Annotated in this window: 17 protein-coding genes; 5 read left to right on the top strand and 12 right to left on the bottom strand. The window is 56.0% G+C overall.

The window, feature by feature from the left end; translation table 11 throughout:
- The 4 genes from HMPREF2854_RS04705 to HMPREF2854_RS04690 form a co-directional block, all read right to left on the bottom strand.
- Positions 1 to 1107, bottom strand: a complete 1107-nt coding sequence (locus HMPREF2854_RS04705) for a sensor histidine kinase (protein ID WP_070619794.1) — start codon at positions 1105 to 1107, stop codon at positions 1 to 3.
- Positions 1104 to 1889: an ABC-2 transporter permease gene (locus HMPREF2854_RS04700; protein ID WP_070619791.1), complete on the bottom strand. Its 786-nt coding sequence runs from the start codon at positions 1887 to 1889 to the stop codon at positions 1104 to 1106. Before HMPREF2854_RS04700 ends, HMPREF2854_RS04705 begins: the two co-directional genes overlap by 4 nt.
- Positions 1886 to 2788, bottom strand: a complete 903-nt coding sequence (locus HMPREF2854_RS04695) for an ABC transporter ATP-binding protein (protein ID WP_070619788.1) — start codon at positions 2786 to 2788, stop codon at positions 1886 to 1888. The genes HMPREF2854_RS04700 and HMPREF2854_RS04695 overlap by 4 nt, the downstream gene beginning before the upstream one ends.
- A 68-nt stretch (positions 2789 to 2856) precedes the next feature.
- Positions 2857 to 3336 (bottom strand): SixA phosphatase family protein, encoded by a 480-nt coding sequence (locus tag HMPREF2854_RS04690; protein ID WP_070619785.1) that lies wholly within the window; start codon positions 3334 to 3336, stop codon positions 2857 to 2859.
- A gap of 77 nt (positions 3337 to 3413) precedes the next feature.
- Here HMPREF2854_RS04690 and HMPREF2854_RS04685 point away from each other — a divergent pair, with 77 nt between their 5' ends.
- Positions 3414 to 3704: a hypothetical protein gene (locus HMPREF2854_RS04685; protein ID WP_070619782.1), complete on the top strand. Its 291-nt coding sequence runs from the start codon at positions 3414 to 3416 to the stop codon at positions 3702 to 3704.
- On the opposite strand, the gene HMPREF2854_RS04680 is transcribed toward HMPREF2854_RS04685, so the two are convergent.
- Positions 3701 to 5311, bottom strand: a complete 1611-nt coding sequence (locus HMPREF2854_RS04680) for an ABC-F family ATP-binding cassette domain-containing protein (protein ID WP_070619780.1) — start codon at positions 5309 to 5311, stop codon at positions 3701 to 3703. The genes HMPREF2854_RS04685 and HMPREF2854_RS04680 overlap by 4 nt on opposite strands.
- 61 nt (positions 5312 to 5372) lie before the next feature.
- Between HMPREF2854_RS04680 and HMPREF2854_RS04675 the strand changes: the two genes are divergently transcribed.
- The 4 genes from HMPREF2854_RS04675 (at position 5373) to HMPREF2854_RS04660 (ending at position 10306) form a co-directional block, all read left to right on the top strand.
- On the top strand, positions 5373 to 6044 hold the full coding sequence (locus HMPREF2854_RS04675; RefSeq protein WP_070619777.1) for a queuosine precursor transporter: 672 nt from the start codon (positions 5373 to 5375) through the stop codon (positions 6042 to 6044).
- Positions 6037 to 7365 carry a tRNA guanosine(34) transglycosylase Tgt gene (gene tgt, locus HMPREF2854_RS04670; protein WP_070619774.1) on the top strand — a complete coding sequence of 443 codons (1329 nt, stop codon included), beginning with the start codon at positions 6037 to 6039 and terminating at the stop codon, positions 7363 to 7365. Before HMPREF2854_RS04675 ends, tgt begins: the two co-directional genes overlap by 8 nt.
- A 9-nt stretch (positions 7366 to 7374) precedes the next feature.
- Positions 7375 to 8466, top strand: a complete 1092-nt coding sequence (locus HMPREF2854_RS04665) for a type II CAAX endopeptidase family protein (protein ID WP_070619771.1) — start codon at positions 7375 to 7377, stop codon at positions 8464 to 8466.
- Positions 8467 to 8611: 145 nt separating this feature from the next.
- The gene (locus HMPREF2854_RS04660) at positions 8612 to 10306 is read left to right on the top strand and encodes an AMP-binding protein (protein ID WP_070619768.1); all 1695 of its coding nucleotides are present in this window, start codon (positions 8612 to 8614) and stop codon (positions 10304 to 10306) included.
- A 58-nt stretch (positions 10307 to 10364) separates the two neighbouring features.
- On the opposite strand, the gene HMPREF2854_RS04655 is transcribed toward HMPREF2854_RS04660, so the two are convergent.
- The 7 genes from HMPREF2854_RS04655 to sufB are packed head-to-tail and all read right to left on the bottom strand — an operon-like array spanning position 10365 to position 16266.
- Complete coding sequence (locus HMPREF2854_RS04655) at positions 10365 to 10772, bottom strand: metal-sulfur cluster assembly factor (RefSeq protein WP_070619765.1); 408 nt, start codon at positions 10770 to 10772, stop codon at positions 10365 to 10367.
- Positions 10769 to 11233: a Fe-S cluster assembly sulfur transfer protein SufU gene (gene sufU / locus HMPREF2854_RS04650; protein WP_070619762.1), complete on the bottom strand. Its 465-nt coding sequence runs from the start codon at positions 11231 to 11233 to the stop codon at positions 10769 to 10771. The genes HMPREF2854_RS04655 and sufU overlap by 4 nt, the downstream gene beginning before the upstream one ends.
- Complete coding sequence (locus tag HMPREF2854_RS04645) at positions 11234 to 12529, bottom strand: aminotransferase class V-fold PLP-dependent enzyme (protein ID WP_070619759.1); 1296 nt, start codon at positions 12527 to 12529, stop codon at positions 11234 to 11236.
- A 13-nt stretch (positions 12530 to 12542) separates the two neighbouring features.
- A complete protein-coding gene (sufC, locus tag HMPREF2854_RS04640; RefSeq protein ID WP_034510392.1) occupies positions 12543 to 13295 on the bottom strand; it encodes a Fe-S cluster assembly ATPase SufC in 753 nt (250 codons plus the stop codon).
- A gap of 11 nt (positions 13296 to 13306) precedes the next feature.
- Positions 13307 to 13633 carry a Rieske (2Fe-2S) protein gene (locus HMPREF2854_RS04635; protein WP_070619756.1) on the bottom strand — a complete coding sequence of 109 codons (327 nt, stop codon included), beginning with the start codon at positions 13631 to 13633 and terminating at the stop codon, positions 13307 to 13309.
- Positions 13630 to 14817, bottom strand: coding sequence for a Fe-S cluster assembly protein SufD (gene sufD, locus HMPREF2854_RS04630; RefSeq protein ID WP_070619753.1), 1188 nt, complete (start codon positions 14815 to 14817; stop codon positions 13630 to 13632). Before sufD ends, HMPREF2854_RS04635 begins: the two co-directional genes overlap by 4 nt.
- Positions 14818 to 16266 carry a Fe-S cluster assembly protein SufB gene (gene sufB, locus HMPREF2854_RS04625; RefSeq protein ID WP_070619750.1) on the bottom strand — a complete coding sequence of 483 codons (1449 nt, stop codon included), beginning with the start codon at positions 16264 to 16266 and terminating at the stop codon, positions 14818 to 14820.
- Positions 16267 to 16269 lie beyond the last annotated feature (3 nt).

The raw sequence follows: 16269 nt of genomic DNA, 5'->3' as shown, positions 1-16269 counted from the left end.
CTAGTTCCTCCCCGCCATGCGAACCTCAACCGTTGTGCCCTCATCACCCGTTATAGCGACGCTTCCCCCGGCCTCTTCGACTCTACGCTTCATACTGGAAAGACCGGATCCACCTGCGCCGACTTGCTGAAATCCACGCCCGTTATCACTAACGGTTATGGATGTGGGCGTGACGTTGATGGTGCAGGAAGATGCGCCCGAGTGACGCACCACGTTGGTTACGGCTTCACGAAGCACCCACCCAAAGAGATAGGAGTTCACGCCGGCGACGCGAGCTGACTCTTCTGGAGCCGGAGACTGGACTGCGATGCCTGCAGTTTGCAAAGCCCTTCTTGCAGCTTGCATCTCACCGGCGAAGTCTGGCATTCGGGTGCGAGTTACTGCAGCGCGCACTTCTGCGAGGGCAACTCTTGACAGGCCCGCGATCTCATCCAGGCTCTCTTTTACTACTGCGGTGTTCTCCGGCTGGCGTTCAGCTACCTTCGCCGCAACATCTGCTTTCAAGGAGAGGAGCGTGAGGGTTTGCCCCAGCAGGTCATGCAAGTCGGCTGCTATCTCTTCACGTTCGTGAGCTATCGCAACCTCGGCGGCGAGGGCATCTTGACGCTCAACCTTCTCCGACACAAGCGCGATTGGAAGCATCAGGATTGGCGACAGTAGCGCGTGGCCTAACCACACCATCAAGATCGTTTTACTTGGCGCAAAGAGCAGCGCGAGGACGGTGCACGCCGCCACCAATATTGCTGCCAGCCAAAGCCGCACTGGCCCACGTAGTGTGAATACCGTAATTGCGAACATGTAGGGAAAGAACACGTAGCTGAACAGAGGGCTCACAAAAATACTGAACCCGATTATGGGGATGCAGAGCACCGCCCACCAAAAAGCCACACGCTGACCAACTGGCCCCTCTGGCCAACTACCTAAATACCCGTTGGCAATGGGATACATCAGCGCGAACATGATGAGGAAGACGAATCCGAACGTGCGCTGCGGGCTAGGCATGTTATCCGTGGCTAGCGAGACGATCGAGAAAACTAAGAAGATTAGCCAGACGGAAGCATAAGCACTGTCAGTCCAGCTGAACTTCGCTGCGGCCTTCATTTTCATTGTCTCTCCAAGGTCCTCCTGCGAAGTAGCGCGGTTGCCAAGGCGAACACGGCCGCCCACACCAATATGTTAACTATCCCTACCCACAGATCATGCTGTACAAACCAAGGATCTTGAGAAATGCTTTGTGCCCCATCGGTTAGCCAGTAACGAGACAGTGCAGATGGACCATACATGGGTGTGAACATGCCGATCTTCAACATCGTGGGCGATATCGGGGCGAACATGTTGCCAAAAAACGCTAACGGAACCAATGCAGTAGCAGCGATTGACACGGCTGTTGGAGAACGAAACGCGTATGCCACGGCCGAGCCATAGAACGTGAATGGAATAGACGACAGGCATGCAAACAAGAAGCTAGTAGCCCACGCCTTTGTGCTCATTTCAGATCCCGTCAAGAACCCCGTGAGGAATACGGCGGCAACGGGAAGCACGATACTCACCAAGGCGGGCACGATAAGCCCGGCTATCCTCTTCCCTCGAGTAAGTGGAGTGAGGGCGAGCTGGCGTGACCATCCGGTGTTCGATTCCACCACCGCGCTACCAATCTGCCCAACCGCACCGGTTATCCCGCCGTAAACAGCCATTGAGATCATCACGTAAGCCGCGAGGTTTCCATGCTCCAGCTGAGCGTCCATGTCTGCTAAAGTAGCGCCAAAAACCAGGTAGAGAACAACAGGCAAACCAATGCCAAATGCCAATAGGGACCAATCTGAAAGTAGTCTCTTTACGTTGTAAAACACGTACGCGCCTGGACGCGACGTTACTAAGCTTGCGCTCATTTTCCACTCCTTCCCGTCAGCTCAAAGAACGTGTCTTCAAGCGAAGCTGAACTGATGCGAAGATTCGTTGCCCCAGCATCTAGCAAGCGCCGTGCAACGGTGTCAGAAAGACCCGTTGAAATACACACCTTCTGTCCCTCCAGGTGAGCACTGAGCACCTCTGGCCATGCCTGCACCTGCTCCAAAGTCATCGCCCCATCAATACGGGCTTCCACCGTGGTGCCGGCAACCATACCGCGCACCTCATCAACGGTTCCGTCAGCTACGACCTCGCCCTCATTCATAAAGATGACGCGCTTAGCAAAATGTTCCGCTTCTTCGAGGTAGTGCGTAGCGAAGATGATTGTGCGTCCGCGCTTAGCCTGTGACTCCATGGTGGTCCAGAAGTCGCGCCGGGCACGAGGATCCATGCCAGCCGTAGGCTCATCAAGGATTAGGAGGTCAGGAGCTCCCAGTAGGGCCAACGCAAACCGAATGCGCTGCATTTCGCCGCCCGAGCATTTCCCCACCTTGCGGCTAGCAATCTCGGAAAGGTTAGCCTCTTGCAGCACCTGCGCTACCGGAATGTGCTTCGGGAATGCCGCCGCGACCTCACTAACCGTGTCACGCACAGAAACGTTTGGTAAAAGACCACCCGTTTGTATGACGACTCCCACCAGGGATTTCGCAATGGCTTCGCTTGCGGTAAGGCCAAAAAGGCTAGTACTTCCGCTATCCGGCTTGGAAAGTCCAAGAACAGTGTCTATCAGTGTTGTTTTGCCAGCCCCGTTTGGTCCAAGAATCGCAACTATGTCACCACGTTCAATCTCGAACGACACGCCTTTTAGTGCCTGCACGGATTTGAACGATTTGGCAACTGAAGCAACCGAGACCGCGGGAGCATTCGTTTTTGTTTCCATACTCCAACTACACCAGGGATCGGCTTCTTGGCCCCCTGCCTGTAGTCACAATTTTGGCATTACAAAAGTCACCGAGCGGGCGTGACAATCAAATCTTTTAGGGCGGCGCTGGCCCGCCGTAACTGGGTTAAGTCGGGGATCTCGAACACGTAGGCAGTGGCGGTTGGACAGCCCCGGGCGACGATGAGGTCACTGCCCTCACCGAGTGCGATCAGCGCAGCCGCGTACGGGATGGTCGGCGCGTGACCTACCACCATCACAGGGCCGGTTAACGCAGGTATGGATCGCAACAGATCATATTCATCCGCGTAGTAAAGCTCGTTCAGTTGCAGAAGCTGACCGCCGCTCTCGCGGGCAATCTCCCGCGCGGTCTGTAAAGCACGGACCGCCGGAGAATGCAGAATCACACCATTGCCTATTAAATTTTTTACTCTACGGGCAAGTTGTCGAGCCTGCTCTTGGCCGGCCCTGGTCAACGGGCGCAACTCGTCCCGCATACCCCCGTGACGCGCCTGGGCGTGACGGACAAGAATCAGTGTTTGCCCCATGCCTCAACTCTAAGAGATCGCGCACTGGTTTTGTAGGGCGAATCGAGGACCTTGCGGGCAAACTATAGTATTGGGGCGTGAGCGAAAAGCATTTCCACGTCTGTTCAGCCCGCCAGTGCACCGAAGTAGCTCGCTGGGCGGTTATCTGGTCTAACCCAAAGATCCATGCTGCGCGCGAAAAAACCTGGCTGGCGTGCGAGAGGCACCGCGATTTCCTCACCGAATTTGTCAGCTTACGGTCTTTCCCCCATCGCGTTGTTCCTATCAGCGAGGTTGAAGCGGCCACCGCACCAGCCCCCAAGCCCGTAGACCCTCGCTCACTCACCGAAGAAGAGCGCGCAAGCTTAAACGATGGCCACCAGCTTTAAGTGAGAGTCACGAGCTCCAAGTAAGAGTCATCCCACAGGTCCTCATCCCCGTCGGGTAGCAGAAGCACGCGATCTGGCTCCAGCGCTTTCACCGCACCCGGGTCGTGCGTTACGAGCACCACCGCCCCCTCGTATGTTTTCAACGAATAGAGGATTTCCTCTCGTGAGGCTGGGTCGAGGTTGTTAGTTGGCTCGTCAAGCAGCAGAACGTTAGCGGCCGATACCACTAGCGTGGCCAGGGCGAGGCGGGTCTGCTCCCCACCTGACAACACAGCCGTAGGCTTGTCCACGTCCTCACCGGAAAACAGAAACTGGCCGAGGACATTGCGAACCCGCGTGTCATCGAATGCGGGGGCGGCCGCAACCATCGTCTCCAGCACGGTTTTGTTTGGATCTAGCGTCTCGTGTTCCTGCGCGTAGTAACCGAGCTTCAACCCATAACCGGCTTCAACCTCGCCAGTATCGGGGCTGAGAGCTCCTGCCAGGATTCTAAGAAGCGTAGTTTTACCCGCACCATTCAGCCCAAGTACTACCACTTTCGAGCCGCGGTCAATGGCCAAATCAACGCCTGTAAAGACTTCGAGCGATCCATAGGTTTTCGAAAGCGAAGAGGCACGCAACGGCACCTTTCCGCACGCAGCAGGCTCTGGAAAACGCAGACGCGCAACCTTCTCTACCTGTCGCACCGGCTCGACGCTGGCCTCGAGTTCTTCAGCACGGCGAAGCATCTGCTGAGCAGCGACCGCCTTAGTTGCTTTCGCCCTCATTTTCTCGCCTTGCGCGCGCAACGCCTCCGCCTTCTTTAAAGCTGTTGCCCGTTGACGCCTGCGTCGGCGCTCATCCTCTTCCCGCTGCTTCAAATACAGATCCCAGCCCATGTTGTACTGGTCCACAACCGCGCGGTCCGCGTCCAAGTGCATCACGTGGTTCACGGTCTCGCGGATCAATGCAACATCGTGAGAGATGATTATCATCCCACCCGGATACGTCTTCAAAAAGTCGCGTAGCCAGATAAGAGAATCATGGTCGAGGTGGTTCGTAGGCTCATCAAGGAGCAGAACTTCAGCCTCGGAAAATAGGACGCGCGCGAGTTCAACGCGGCGACGCTGACCGCCCGAGAGAGTACCGAGGGGGCGCGACAGCTGATCCTCGCTCAAACCGAGAGAGGACGCAATCTGGGAAGCCTGCGCTTTGGCGGCATACCCGCCCTGATTGGTGAACTCTTGATCTAGGCGCACATAGCGCTCCATAGCTTTCTGCTGGCGCGGCCCCTCCAAGGTGCTCATCTGCATTTGCGCCTTCTCAATTTTCGCAAGCAGCTGATCAATGCCTCGCACCGACAAGATCCGATCCAGCCCCTTCTGCTGCGGATCGGCTACACGCGAGTCCTGCGGCAAATAGGCGAGGCTGCCGCGACGCACTACGGTGCCATCAAACTCGGCTTCACCCCGATCCGGCTCGCCGGCCAGCATGCGCATGGTTGTAGTTTTGCCGGCCCCGTTGCGGCCCACCAAACCGATTCGCATTCCCTTATCGACGTGGAAGCTAGCGCCTTGCAAAAGCGTGCGCGGACCAATCCGCACAGTAAGGTTCGAAACATTAATCACAATGAACAGTGTAAATGGGTAACGAATAGAGTCTAAACCGGCCTTGTAGTATGTTTACCGCGTGACTTTAAACAGTGTGAAAACCCGTGAACCGCGCGTCTATGACATCGTCGCGATATCGTTCGTTGCCCTGCTAATACTTTCAAATATTGCCGCAACCAAATTAATCGGAATCCATATCGGCCCCGCACTTCTAGTGTTCGATGGCGGCGCCGTACTGTTCCCCCTCACCTACATTCTTGGTGACGTCCTTTCAGAAGTTTACGGATTCTCCCGTGCGCGCCGAGCAATCCTGGTCGGCTTCGCCTTCTCTATCCTTGCCGCTCTAACCTTCCTCGTTGTAGGTGCGGCACCAGCCGGTCCAGGCTATGAAAACCAGGAAGCTTTTGTTGCCGTACTGGGCTTTGTTCCGCGTATTGTGGCTGCATCTGTACTCGGATATTTGGCCGGTCAGCTACTGAATTCGTGGGTTCTAGTACGTATCAAGGCAAAGTGGGGGGAACGCCACCTGTGGGCGCGCCTGATCGGTTCCACTCTGGTTGGAGAGTTCGCGGACACCCTTATTTTCTGCACGGTTGCGTTCTACGGCGTGATTACGGGCGCGGAATTTTTGAACTATCTGTTTGTCGGCTACGTGTATAAAGTCGGGGTTGAGGTGATTCTTTTGCCCGTGACCTACCGAGTGATCGGTTGGATCAAGCGCATAGAAAGCTACGAGGAGTCCCATGTCTAACGCGCCAATCACGCAGGCACACCGCGAGCGCATCGAGGCTTCGCGCGGCTTCAAAGTTGCGGCGTGGTTGGATGAAGTCGAGGTGGAAACCGGCGACGGCCCGCGTCCTCTCGGGCGCGTTGGCACGCTTCAAACGGCGCACGGCACCATCGAGACTCCCGCCTTTATCCCGGTTGGCACCCTTGCCAACGTAAAGGGTGTGCTTCCCGAAATGATGAAGGAGCTTGGCGCGCAAGCCCTACTTGCAAACGCTTACCACCTTTACCTGCAACCGGGCGCAGATATTGTGGAGGCCGGGGGCGGCCTAGGCAAGTTCATGAATTGGGCCGGCCCCACGTTCACTGATTCTGGTGGTTTCCAAGTTCTGTCGCTTGGCTCTAACTACAAGAAAGTTCTCTCGCAAGAGTTTGCCGGCAAGAAGGTAACTGCCGAAGATGAAGCCGCGGAGGCCGTTCGCCGCAACCGCGCCGCCGTGGACGAGGACGGGGTGGTGTTCCGCTCGCACATTGACGGCACTAAGCACAGGTTCAACCCCGAGATTTCGCTAAGTATTCAGCATCAGCTGGGGGCAGACATCATGTTTGCCTTCGACGAGCTCACTTCCCTGCTCCACCCCTATGACTATCAGGTTGAGTCACTTGCGCGTACGCACCGCTGGGCGCAGCGCTCCTTAGATCAGCATTGGCGCCTCACCGCCGAGAATCCCGACAAGCCGTACCAGCAACTTTACGGCGTTTTGCAAGGAGCACAGTACAAAGATTTGCGTAACGAAGCGGCGCGTGCTCTCACCCAAATGCGCACGTCACCAGACTTGGAGCAGCTGGGTATTAACAGTGAAGGCTTTGACGGGTTCGGCCTGGGCGGCGCCCTCGAAAAAGAAAATCTTGGGCTTATCGTCTCTTGGCTAACCAGCGCACTACCCGATAATAAGCCTCGTCACCTCCTGGGCATCTCTGAACCTGATGACTTCTTTGCCGCGATCGAGGCGGGTGCTGACACGTTCGACTGCGTCAACCCGTCACGCGTGGCACGCAACGCCGCGATATACACTCCCGATGGGCGCGTTAACATCACGAACGCACGGTTCAAACGCGATTTCGGCCCGTTAGCTGACGGATGCGGTTGCTACACGTGCCAAAATTACACAACCGCCTACGTCCACCACCTGTTCAAAGCTCACGAAATACTAGCTTCGACACTTGCAACGATTCATAACGAATGGTTCACCGTTCACCTTGTGGATAGCATCCGCGAATCCATCCGAAACGGTGAGTACACCGAGTACAAGCAAGAAACCCTTGCCCGTTTCTACGGCAACTAGGAGGCCGCTTTGCTTCACCTACCGCAAATCCAACCGCGAGAGCCTGCCGAATATCACAAGCTCTCTGCCGGCCCAGACAGACGCTGGTACCGGCCTCTTCTAGCGATCGTTATCGCGCTGGTAGTTTTCCTTGCCCTATCAACGATGGTGACGTTGCTTCCCCTAGCCGTGCCCGCCCTCCACACCCCCGGCTACGAGCAGCTATTTACCGGCGAGATCGATGCTACGGATCCGGTTGTCTTCACCGTCCTAATGCTTAGCATCGCCGTTCTGATTCCCGCCGTATTAGCCGGCGTGGCGTTGGGCGCGCGTACGGGCGTGGGCTACTTTTTCTCGGTTGAAGGCCGCTTACGCTACAAGTGGCTGGCCGCTTGCTTCGCCATTGCCATACCGATTTTCGCACTCGCTTTCATTCCAATGAGCTTGCTTGAGGGCACGGAATTCAAACCCGGACCACAACTGGCCATCCTCCTACTACTCACGCTTGTGTTAGTCCCGTTCCAAAGCGCGGCAGAAGAACTCACATTTCGCGCGGGATTCTTGCAAATGTTCGGATCGTGGATCCCTAACCGCTGGGTTTCTTTGCTCGTGGCCACTTTGGCTTCCGCCCCGGTGTTCGCGCTCCTGCACGGTTCGCTGGACGTGTGGATCCTCGCCGACCTGGCCGTGTTCTCTTTGTGCGCCGTATTTCTCATGTGGTATACGGGCGGCGTTGAGGCTGCGGTTGCCATGCATGCTTCCAACAACATGGTTATCTTTACCATCGAGGCGTTTTCTAACACTTCCGATTCCCTCATCAGTGAAGAGACCACTTCTACCCCGCTTTCGTTTTTGCTATCTGCAGCGATCATGAGCACCGTTACCACTGCCCTCGCTTTCGCGGCGAAGAAGGCAAAAGTAAGCCGCGTTCACGACCCGAGTAAGACGCCGCAGCCCGATGCCGTTTACTTGGCCGGAGAGCTTTCCAAGGGACGTTTCTACCCAGAATGGCAAGGCCTCTATCCGCAATGGGTGCTGGCCCAACGCGGCATCATTCCGCCTGCACCGTCTCAAGCCCAGCCGCGTGCGCAGGAATCACACGGCCCGGATTACTTCCAGTAAAACCACCTGCTTTATCCCGACGCATTTTGCCCACCCTTTGAGGCGGGCAAAATGCTACACAAAGGTGATCTAGACGCGATAAATTATGCGAGGGGCAATAACTTACGCTAGCGTAAGATAAGAGCATAGTTCCTTTAGGAGAATCATGTCGACCATCACCGAGATGGCGCGCTCGCACTACGAAAAAGGCGTGCCTTACGAGATCGCGGAGCCAGAAACCTCCCTCTACCAGGTGCTAGAAGAAACGGCACGCTTCTACCCAAATCGACCCGCAACCCAGTACTTCGGGCAGGAACTTACCTACAGTCAGCTAAAGACCGAAGTTGATCGCGCTGCAAACGTCCTTCGCCTCGCGGGAGTCCGCAGAGGAGACGCCGTTTCTATCGCGCTACCAAACTGTCCACAACACGTGATCGTCTTCTACGCCCTCATGCGCATTGGAGCGATTGCTGCTGAACACAATCCGCTCGCCCCAATATCAGAGATTGAACAGCAGATTAAACGACACCGCGGCAAAGTGGCCGTGGTGTGGGAAAAGTCAGTCTCCAAGTTTGCCTTTGGCCCCGGCCACCAGCTCCAAACTGTTTTTACCGTCGACATCACTCGGTACATGCCGGTTACTAAGAAGACGATGCTGGCGCTTCCCATCGCCCCGGCCCGCAAAGCTCGCGATCAGATGCGCTTAGCAGCTCCGGCCGGCACCCTATCCTGGGATGACAAGGTGCGTGCAGCCAGCCCAATTGACCCGTCAACGCCGCATGCAATCGGCTCTGACATAGCGGCAATCTTGCACACGGGAGGAACTAACGGCGTACCAAAATCGGTTCCTTTGACCCACAAGAACATCGGGTCAAACGCAAACCAGAACCTGTCGTGGGTTTACAGGTTGCACGAGGGCGCTGAGAACTTCTTCTCGTTGCTACCCTACTTCCACTCGTTCGGACTTTGCTTCTTCCTGGTTTGCGCGGTGAAGTACGGAGCCTGCCAGATCATGCTCCCCAAGTTCGACGTTGATATGGCTCTGGCCGCTCACTCGCGAACGCCGGTGACGTTTTTTGTTGGCGTTCCGCCCATGTTCGACCGGATTGAAAAGCGTGCACGCGAAAAGAAGATCGACATTTCTTCGATCCGCTACGCAATCAGCGGCGCCATGCCGCTACCGGCCGATGTTGCTGAGCGCTGGGAGAAATCCACTGGCGGGTACATTATCGAGGGGTACGGAATGACCGAGACCTCGCCCACAATGTGTGGTTCCCCCATGACTAGCCAACGCCGCCGCGGCGCTCTAGGCCTTCCCTTCCCCTCCACGCAAATGCGTCTGGGAGACCTCAACGACCCCGATGTTGAACCAGCTGAGGGAGAGCCGGGCGAGATCCTCGTGAAAGGCCCACAAGTGTTTTCCGGCTACCTGGATGCGGACGAAGAGAACGCGCAGGCATTCACAAAAGATGGGTTCTTCCGCACCGGCGATATAGGCATGGTGGACGACGGGTTCATTTACCTTGCAGATAGGCGCAAAGAGCTAATCCTGTCCGGCGGCTTCAATGTCTACCCCACGCAAGTCGAGGAGGCGATTCGCTCCATGCCCGGAGTTAAAGACGTAGCCATCGTTGGCATGCCCGTTCCAGGCGGCGAAGAGGTTACTGCGGCCCTCGTGCTAGATGAGGGCGTTGAAAACATCACGCTAGAGGACGTACGCGCCTGGGCAGAAAAGAAAATATCCCACTACGCCCTCCCCCGCTCTTTGGCAATAGTCTCTGAACTTCCACACTCCCAGATCGGAAAGATCATGCGCAGAGTTGTGAAAGATCGACTCATGATAGAGCGTGGCGGCAAATAACTCTTACCAATTGGTTTTGGCTCCGCATTTGCGGAGCCAAAACCATACGTAGCAAGAACTACACGTTGAAGCCGATTGCGCGTAGCTGTTCGCGACCGTCCTCAGTAATACGGTCCGGCCCCCATGGTGGCAGCCACACCCAGTTCAAGGTAACGCCACTTGCAACACCATTCAGCATCATGCGCACTTGGTTCTCAATCACATCCGTAAGCGGACAGCCGGCGGATGTTAGCGTCATGTCAATATTCACGTGATCATTTTCGTCAATCATGATGCCGTATAGCAGGCCCAGGTCAACGATGTTGATACCAAGTTCAGGGTCAATAACGTCACGTAGGCAGTCTTCAACTTCCTGCGCGGTAAGTTGTCCGAGGCTCTCGTGATCCACCGTAGCGGCGGCCTCCTCAGGTACGACCTCCTGGAAGCGCTGTTCCACGGGCTCGGGATTAGCCATGGGATTACTCATTGTTGATCCTCCAATGCGACTCCTGCCTTCACCAGCGCGTCTTTCAACGCGTACCAGCCCAGCAGTGAGCACTTGATGCGGTTTGGAAACTTAGCGGTGCCCTCAAACGCGGCGCCGTCCTCTAAACGATCAAGGAGCTCGTCAGGAACGCCCTTTCCGCGCGAATGCATCATGGTTTCAAAATCCTTGTACAGCTGCGAGATTTCCGCAATCGACTTTCCGTTGATTAGCTCTGCCATCACCGAAATTGAGGCCTGTGAAATCGAGCACCCATCACCTGCCCAGGTGTAGTCAACGAGTTCGCCATCCTTCACGTGAACGCCGAGCGTGATCTCGTCACCGCAGGTGGGATTAACCTGGTAGGACTCTCCATCTACGTCCTCAGGAATCTCCCCCTCACCAACACGCCTGCGTGAATGATCGAGGATGACCTGCTGATACAACGTCTCCAAGCTTGACACTTACACTCCTCCAAAAAAACCACGAACTCGCGACAAGGCTTCACCGAACCGGTGCACCTCATCCAGCGTAGTTGTTAATGCCGCCGAAGCGCGATTCGATGAGCGCACCCCAAAAAACTTATGCAGAGGGATCGCGCAGTGGTGTCCCACGCGCACGGCAACGGACTCCGAATCGAGGTATTGGCCCACATCGTGCGGATGCACGCCTTCCACGGCGAACGCCACCACCGCTAGACGATTCTTAGTATCTGCTGGTCCGAGTAGTTGCACGCCGTCGGCGTTTTTAACCACATCAAGTAGAGCAGCTGTGATTTGCTCCTCATGCGCCGCAATCCGATCCATGCCTACCTCGCTCAGGAAGTCGAGCGCAGCCGCCCAACCCACCGCTTGAGCCACCGGCTGCGAGCCGGCTTCAAAACGGTTTGGCGGAGGCAAATAGATCGATTTTTCCATCGTCACGTTCGCAATGACAGAACCGCCCACCAGTACCGGAGGCATCGCCTCAAGCAACTCGTAGCGCCCCCAAAGTGCACCTACACCGGTTGGCCCAAGCATCTTGTGCGAAGAGAACACGGCGAAGTCAACACCTAGTTCGCGCACGTTTATGGGCATGTGCGCTGATGACTGGCACGTATCAAGCAGAACGAGGGCACCCGCGTTGCGCGCTGCGGCCACGATCTGTTCTACCGGCGACACCGCGCCTGTCACGTTTGATGCGTGAGTAAAAGCAACCAGTTTGGTGCGCTCATCTATTACGTTCAACGTTTCAAGGTCAATGCGACCATCTGGAAGCAGGTCGAGGAACGCGAACTCGGCACCCGTGCGGGCTGCGAGCTCTTGCCAAGGGAGCAGATTCGCATGGTGCTCGGCGCGTGTGGCAACGATTTTGTCACCGGGCCCAACCCGGAAGCGCTGCGCCTGAGTTCCTCCCATACCGGCGGCTACGTTAGACATCGCGTAAGCCACAAGGTTGATAGCCTCAGTTGCGTTTTTCGTCCAGACAATCTCACGGGCGTCAGCCCCAACAAAGTTCGCAACCGTTTCGCGCGCAGCCTCAAACGCTCCCGTTGATTCATCGCCCAGCATGTGCGTGCCCCGGTTTACCGCCGCGTTATGCAAACGGTAAAACTCAGCTTCAGCCTCGATCACTCTAACGGGCTTTTGCGATGTAGCCGAAGAATCGAGATAAATGATCGGCTTACCATCGCGTCCAATGCGTCCAAGAATAGGAAACTGCGTGCGCAGATGCTCCACTTCCTGGGCAGAAAGCGCTTTGGCAAGCCGATCAGTTGTCATCAAAATCTCCGGACTAGTTGTTCAGGTAACGGTCGTAACCTTCTTCTTCAAGACGGTCAGCAAGCTCCGGACCGCCCTCGTCAACAATGTGACCATTCACAAACACGTGCACAAAATCCGGTTTGATGTAGCGCAGGATTCGCGTGTAGTGCGTGATCAGTAGAACGCCGAGGTTCGACTTGTCGGCCACGCGGTTCACACCTTCAGACACAATACGCAGAGCATCAATATCTAGGCCAGAGTCCGTCTCGTCCAAGATAGCCATCTTCGGATTCAGCATTTCCATCTGCAAAATCTCCAGACGCTTCTTCTCGCCGCCCGAAAAACCTACGTTTACCTCACGCTCCGTGAACGCCGGATCCATACGGAAGTTATCCGTAGCTTCCTTAAGTTCCTTCACCCAAGAGCGAACCTTTGGAGCCTCACCATCAATGGCGGTCTTAGCGGTGCGCAGGAAGTTCGACACGGTCACACCCGGCACTTCAACCGGATACTGCATCGCGAGGAACAGACCAGCCTGGGCACGCTCGTGCGGATCCATCTCCAAAATATTCACGCCATCAAGCAGGGCCTCACCGGAATCAATCTGGTACTTCGGGTGGCCCGCGAGCGCATACGCGAGCGTGGACTTACCAGAACCGTTCGGCCCCATGATTGCGTGCTTCTCGCCAGAATTGATAGTCAGGTTTACGCCCTTGAGGATGTGCTTCATTTCCTCGCCGGTATCTACGCTGACGTGCAGATCCTTGATTTCAAGGGTAGTCATTTAAGTTTTCCTTACTCTACTTCCAGATCAACCAGAACGTTCTGGCCTTCAAGCTTCACGGGATAAGTACGCACAGTTTCGGTCACAGGTAGCGTGGCCTCCCCCGTCTTTAAGTTGATTTCAGCGCTGTGTGCCCAACATTCCACACAGGCTTGCGAAATGTCTCCCTCGGACAAAGACACGTCCGCGTGGGGGCACGTATCGTCAATCGCGTACCAGTCGCCTACCGTGTCACGAATGATCGCGATCGGGAGCTCCTCTCCCGCCTCATTCGTCAGTTCGACCATGCGAGCCTGGCCCGTTTCTAGGTCTGCGGGGCATGCAACTTGGAAGCTCATCGCGACACCAGCTTGTCCATCGAGCCGCCCTTTTCCAGCTCGGCCTCGATGGTTTCCATAAGGTGTTCCTGGACGGATGGTACGCCAATCTGGTTTACCAGCTCGCCGAAGAATCCTAGTACCACGAGGCGACGCGCGTCCCGTTCAGAGATGCCGCGGGCCATCAGGTAGAACAGCTGCTCGTCATCAAAACGGCCCGTCGCAGACGCGTGACCCGCACCCTCAATCTCACCATTTTCAATTTCAAGGTTTGGCACGGAATCTGCACGTGCCCCCTCGGAAAGCACGAGGTTGCGGTTCAGCTCGTAAGTGTCCGTTCCGTCAGCGTTTGCGCCAATCAGACAGTCACCCACCCAAACAGATTGCGCATCCTTGCCTTGAAGCGCACCCTTGTAAGTAACGCGAGAGTAGCAATGCGGCTGCGTATGCGCGATGAACGGGCGATGTTCCAAATGCTGGCCAGCATCAACGAAGTACAGGCCGAGCATTTCAATATTGCCGCGCGGAGACGCGAACTCAGTATCTGCGCTCAGACGAACCAGGTCGCCTCCGAGCGTGACGACCACGTGACGCAACTGCGTGTCGCGCCCCGCCCGCATGCGATGGTTCGACGCGTGAGTCGCGGTGTCATCCCACTCTTGAAGGGAAACCACCGTTAGCTTTGCCGCGTCAGCCGCATCGATCTCCACGGTCTGGTTCAGCTTTCCCTTACCCTTGTGGTTGATTACTACCACGGCCTCACTAGCTTCGTTAGCGCGAACGTAGATACGCTGACTGCGGGGCGTTTCATCATCGCTTGAGACATTGATGAACACGGGCTCCGAAAGAGCCTTACCCTTCGGAATCTCAATGAGGTTTACCGAGTTCGCAAGGACCCACGACACAACCGCGGTGCGATCGCCGGGAGCCAAGATCTTATCGAGATCGAAATCCTTAGCATCCACAACGCTCACCGAAACCTCGCTCGGAGCGGTCACGGAAACCGGAAGGTCCGCCTCGGCGTAGCCAGACTCATCAAAAAGCGCCTGGATGCGCTTTATAGGCGTAAAACGCCAATCCTCTTCACGCCCGTTTGGAACCGGAATATCAGCCGGGTTGAAGGAGCTGGGGCGGTCCGCTCGCGACGAGTAAGTCGCCTGGGTGCCCGCGCCATGTGAATGGGCCCTAGCCATTGCGTTCGACATTTAGCCCACCGATCCTTCCATCTGTAGTTCAATAAGGCGGTTAAGTTCAAGCGCGTATTCCATCGGAAGTTCGCGCGCAATCGGCTCCACAAATCCGCGGACGATCATCGCCATAGCTTCGTTTTCTTCTAGCCCACGCGACATCAGGTAGAACAACTGATCCTCTGAAACCTTCGTCACAGTTGCCTCGTGGCCCATTTCTACGTCGTCGTTACGAACGTCAACGTACGGGTACGTGTCGGTACGAGACTCCTTATCAACGAGGAGGGCGTCACAAAGGACGTTCGACTTCGAGTGGTGCGCCTTCTCATCGATCTCAACGAGACCGCGGTAAGACGCGCGGCCACCGTTACGGGCAACGGACTTCGCAACCACTGTTGAAGAGGTGTAGGGCGCCATGTGATGCATTTTTGCGCCCGTCTCCTGGTGTTGACCTTCGCCCGCAAAACCGATAGAGAGTGTCTCACCACGAGCGTGCTCACCCATGAGGTAGCAGGCCGGGTACTTCATGGTTACAGCGGAACCGATGTTGCCATCGATCCACTCCATAGTTCCGCCCTCTTCAACGACAGCACGCTGAGTCACAAGGTTCAAAACGTTGTTAGACCAGTTCTGAATGGTGGTGTAGCGAACGCGCGCATCCTTCAAGACGAAGATCTCCACGATTGCCGCGTGAAGCGAGTTGGTGTCGTAAATCGGCGCAGTACAGCCCTCGACGTAGTGAACGTAAGAGCCCTCATCCGCAATAATTAGCGTTCGCTCAAACTGGCCCATAGCTTCAGTATTGATACGGAAGTAAGCCTGGAGCGGAATCTCCACGTGCACGCCCGGAGGTACGTAGATGAAGGAGCCGCCAGACCACGCGGCGGTATTCAACGCAGCGAACTTGTTATCGCCAGCCGGAACGGCCTTACCGAAGAAACGCTCGAACAGCTCCGGGTGTTCTTTCAAACCCGTATCGGTATCGAGGAAGATAACGCCCTGCTTCTCCAAGTCCTCCTGGATCTGCTGGTACACAACCTCGGACTCGTACTGGGCTGCTACACCTGCGATCAAACGCTTACGCTCCGCGTCTGGAATACCGAGACGCTCGTAAGTTTCTTTTATCTCGGGCGGTAGGTCATCCCACGAGCTCACCGGACGATCGGACGGGCGAACGTAGTACTTAAACGAATCGAAATCGATGTCATCGAGGTTTGGACCCCACTTAGGAATGGGTTTACGTTCCCACGCCTTGAATCCCTTGAGCCTACGCTCAAGCATCCACTCGGGTTCTTCCTTAATGCTCGAAATATGACGAACAAGGGCTTCAGTTAAGCCACGCTCCACGTCAGCGCCATACACGTCAGTGTCGCGCCAGCCGTACTGGTACGCACCAATCGAGTCGATGATCTCGTCATCGGTGCGCGGCTTGTCTTCACCTCGTTCAACTTTCGTTGTAGTGGTCATTAG

Source organism: Actinomyces sp. HMSC075B09 (assembly GCF_001812395.1).
In the GTDB taxonomy this organism is placed as follows: Bacteria; Actinomycetota; Actinomycetes; order Actinomycetales; family Actinomycetaceae; genus Gleimia; species Gleimia europaea.
Note: the sequence above shows the minus strand (reverse complement) of the source record. Positions and strands in the feature narration are given on the sequence as shown.

Excerpts from the sequence above, each read along its gene's own strand:
- HMPREF2854_RS04705 (WP_070619794.1), bottom strand. The coding sequence starts at position 1,107 with ATGAAAATGAAGGCCGCAGCGAAGTTCAGCTGGACTGACAGTGCTTAT.
- HMPREF2854_RS04700 (WP_070619791.1), bottom strand. The coding sequence starts at position 1,889 with ATGAGCGCAAGCTTAGTAACGTCGCGTCCAGGCGCGTACGTGTTTTAC.
- HMPREF2854_RS04695 (WP_070619788.1), bottom strand. The coding sequence starts at position 2,788 with ATGGAAACAAAAACGAATGCTCCCGCGGTCTCGGTTGCTTCAGTTGCC.
- HMPREF2854_RS04690 (WP_070619785.1), bottom strand. The coding sequence starts at position 3,336 with ATGGGGCAAACACTGATTCTTGTCCGTCACGCCCAGGCGCGTCACGGG.
- tgt (WP_070619774.1), top strand. The coding sequence starts at position 6,037 with ATGTCTAACGCGCCAATCACGCAGGCACACCGCGAGCGCATCGAGGCT.
- HMPREF2854_RS04660 (WP_070619768.1), top strand. The coding sequence starts at position 8,612 with ATGTCGACCATCACCGAGATGGCGCGCTCGCACTACGAAAAAGGCGTG.
- HMPREF2854_RS04655 (WP_070619765.1), bottom strand. The coding sequence starts at position 10,772 with ATGAGTAATCCCATGGCTAATCCCGAGCCCGTGGAACAGCGCTTCCAG.
- HMPREF2854_RS04645 (WP_070619759.1), bottom strand. The coding sequence starts at position 12,529 with ATGACAACTGATCGGCTTGCCAAAGCGCTTTCTGCCCAGGAAGTGGAG.
- sufC (WP_034510392.1), bottom strand. The coding sequence starts at position 13,295 with ATGACTACCCTTGAAATCAAGGATCTGCACGTCAGCGTAGATACCGGC.
- HMPREF2854_RS04635 (WP_070619756.1), bottom strand. The coding sequence starts at position 13,633 with ATGAGCTTCCAAGTTGCATGCCCCGCAGACCTAGAAACGGGCCAGGCT.
- sufD (WP_070619753.1), bottom strand. The coding sequence starts at position 14,817 with ATGTCGAACGCAATGGCTAGGGCCCATTCACATGGCGCGGGCACCCAG.
- sufB (WP_070619750.1), bottom strand. The coding sequence starts at position 16,266 with ATGACCACTACAACGAAAGTTGAACGAGGTGAAGACAAGCCGCGCACC.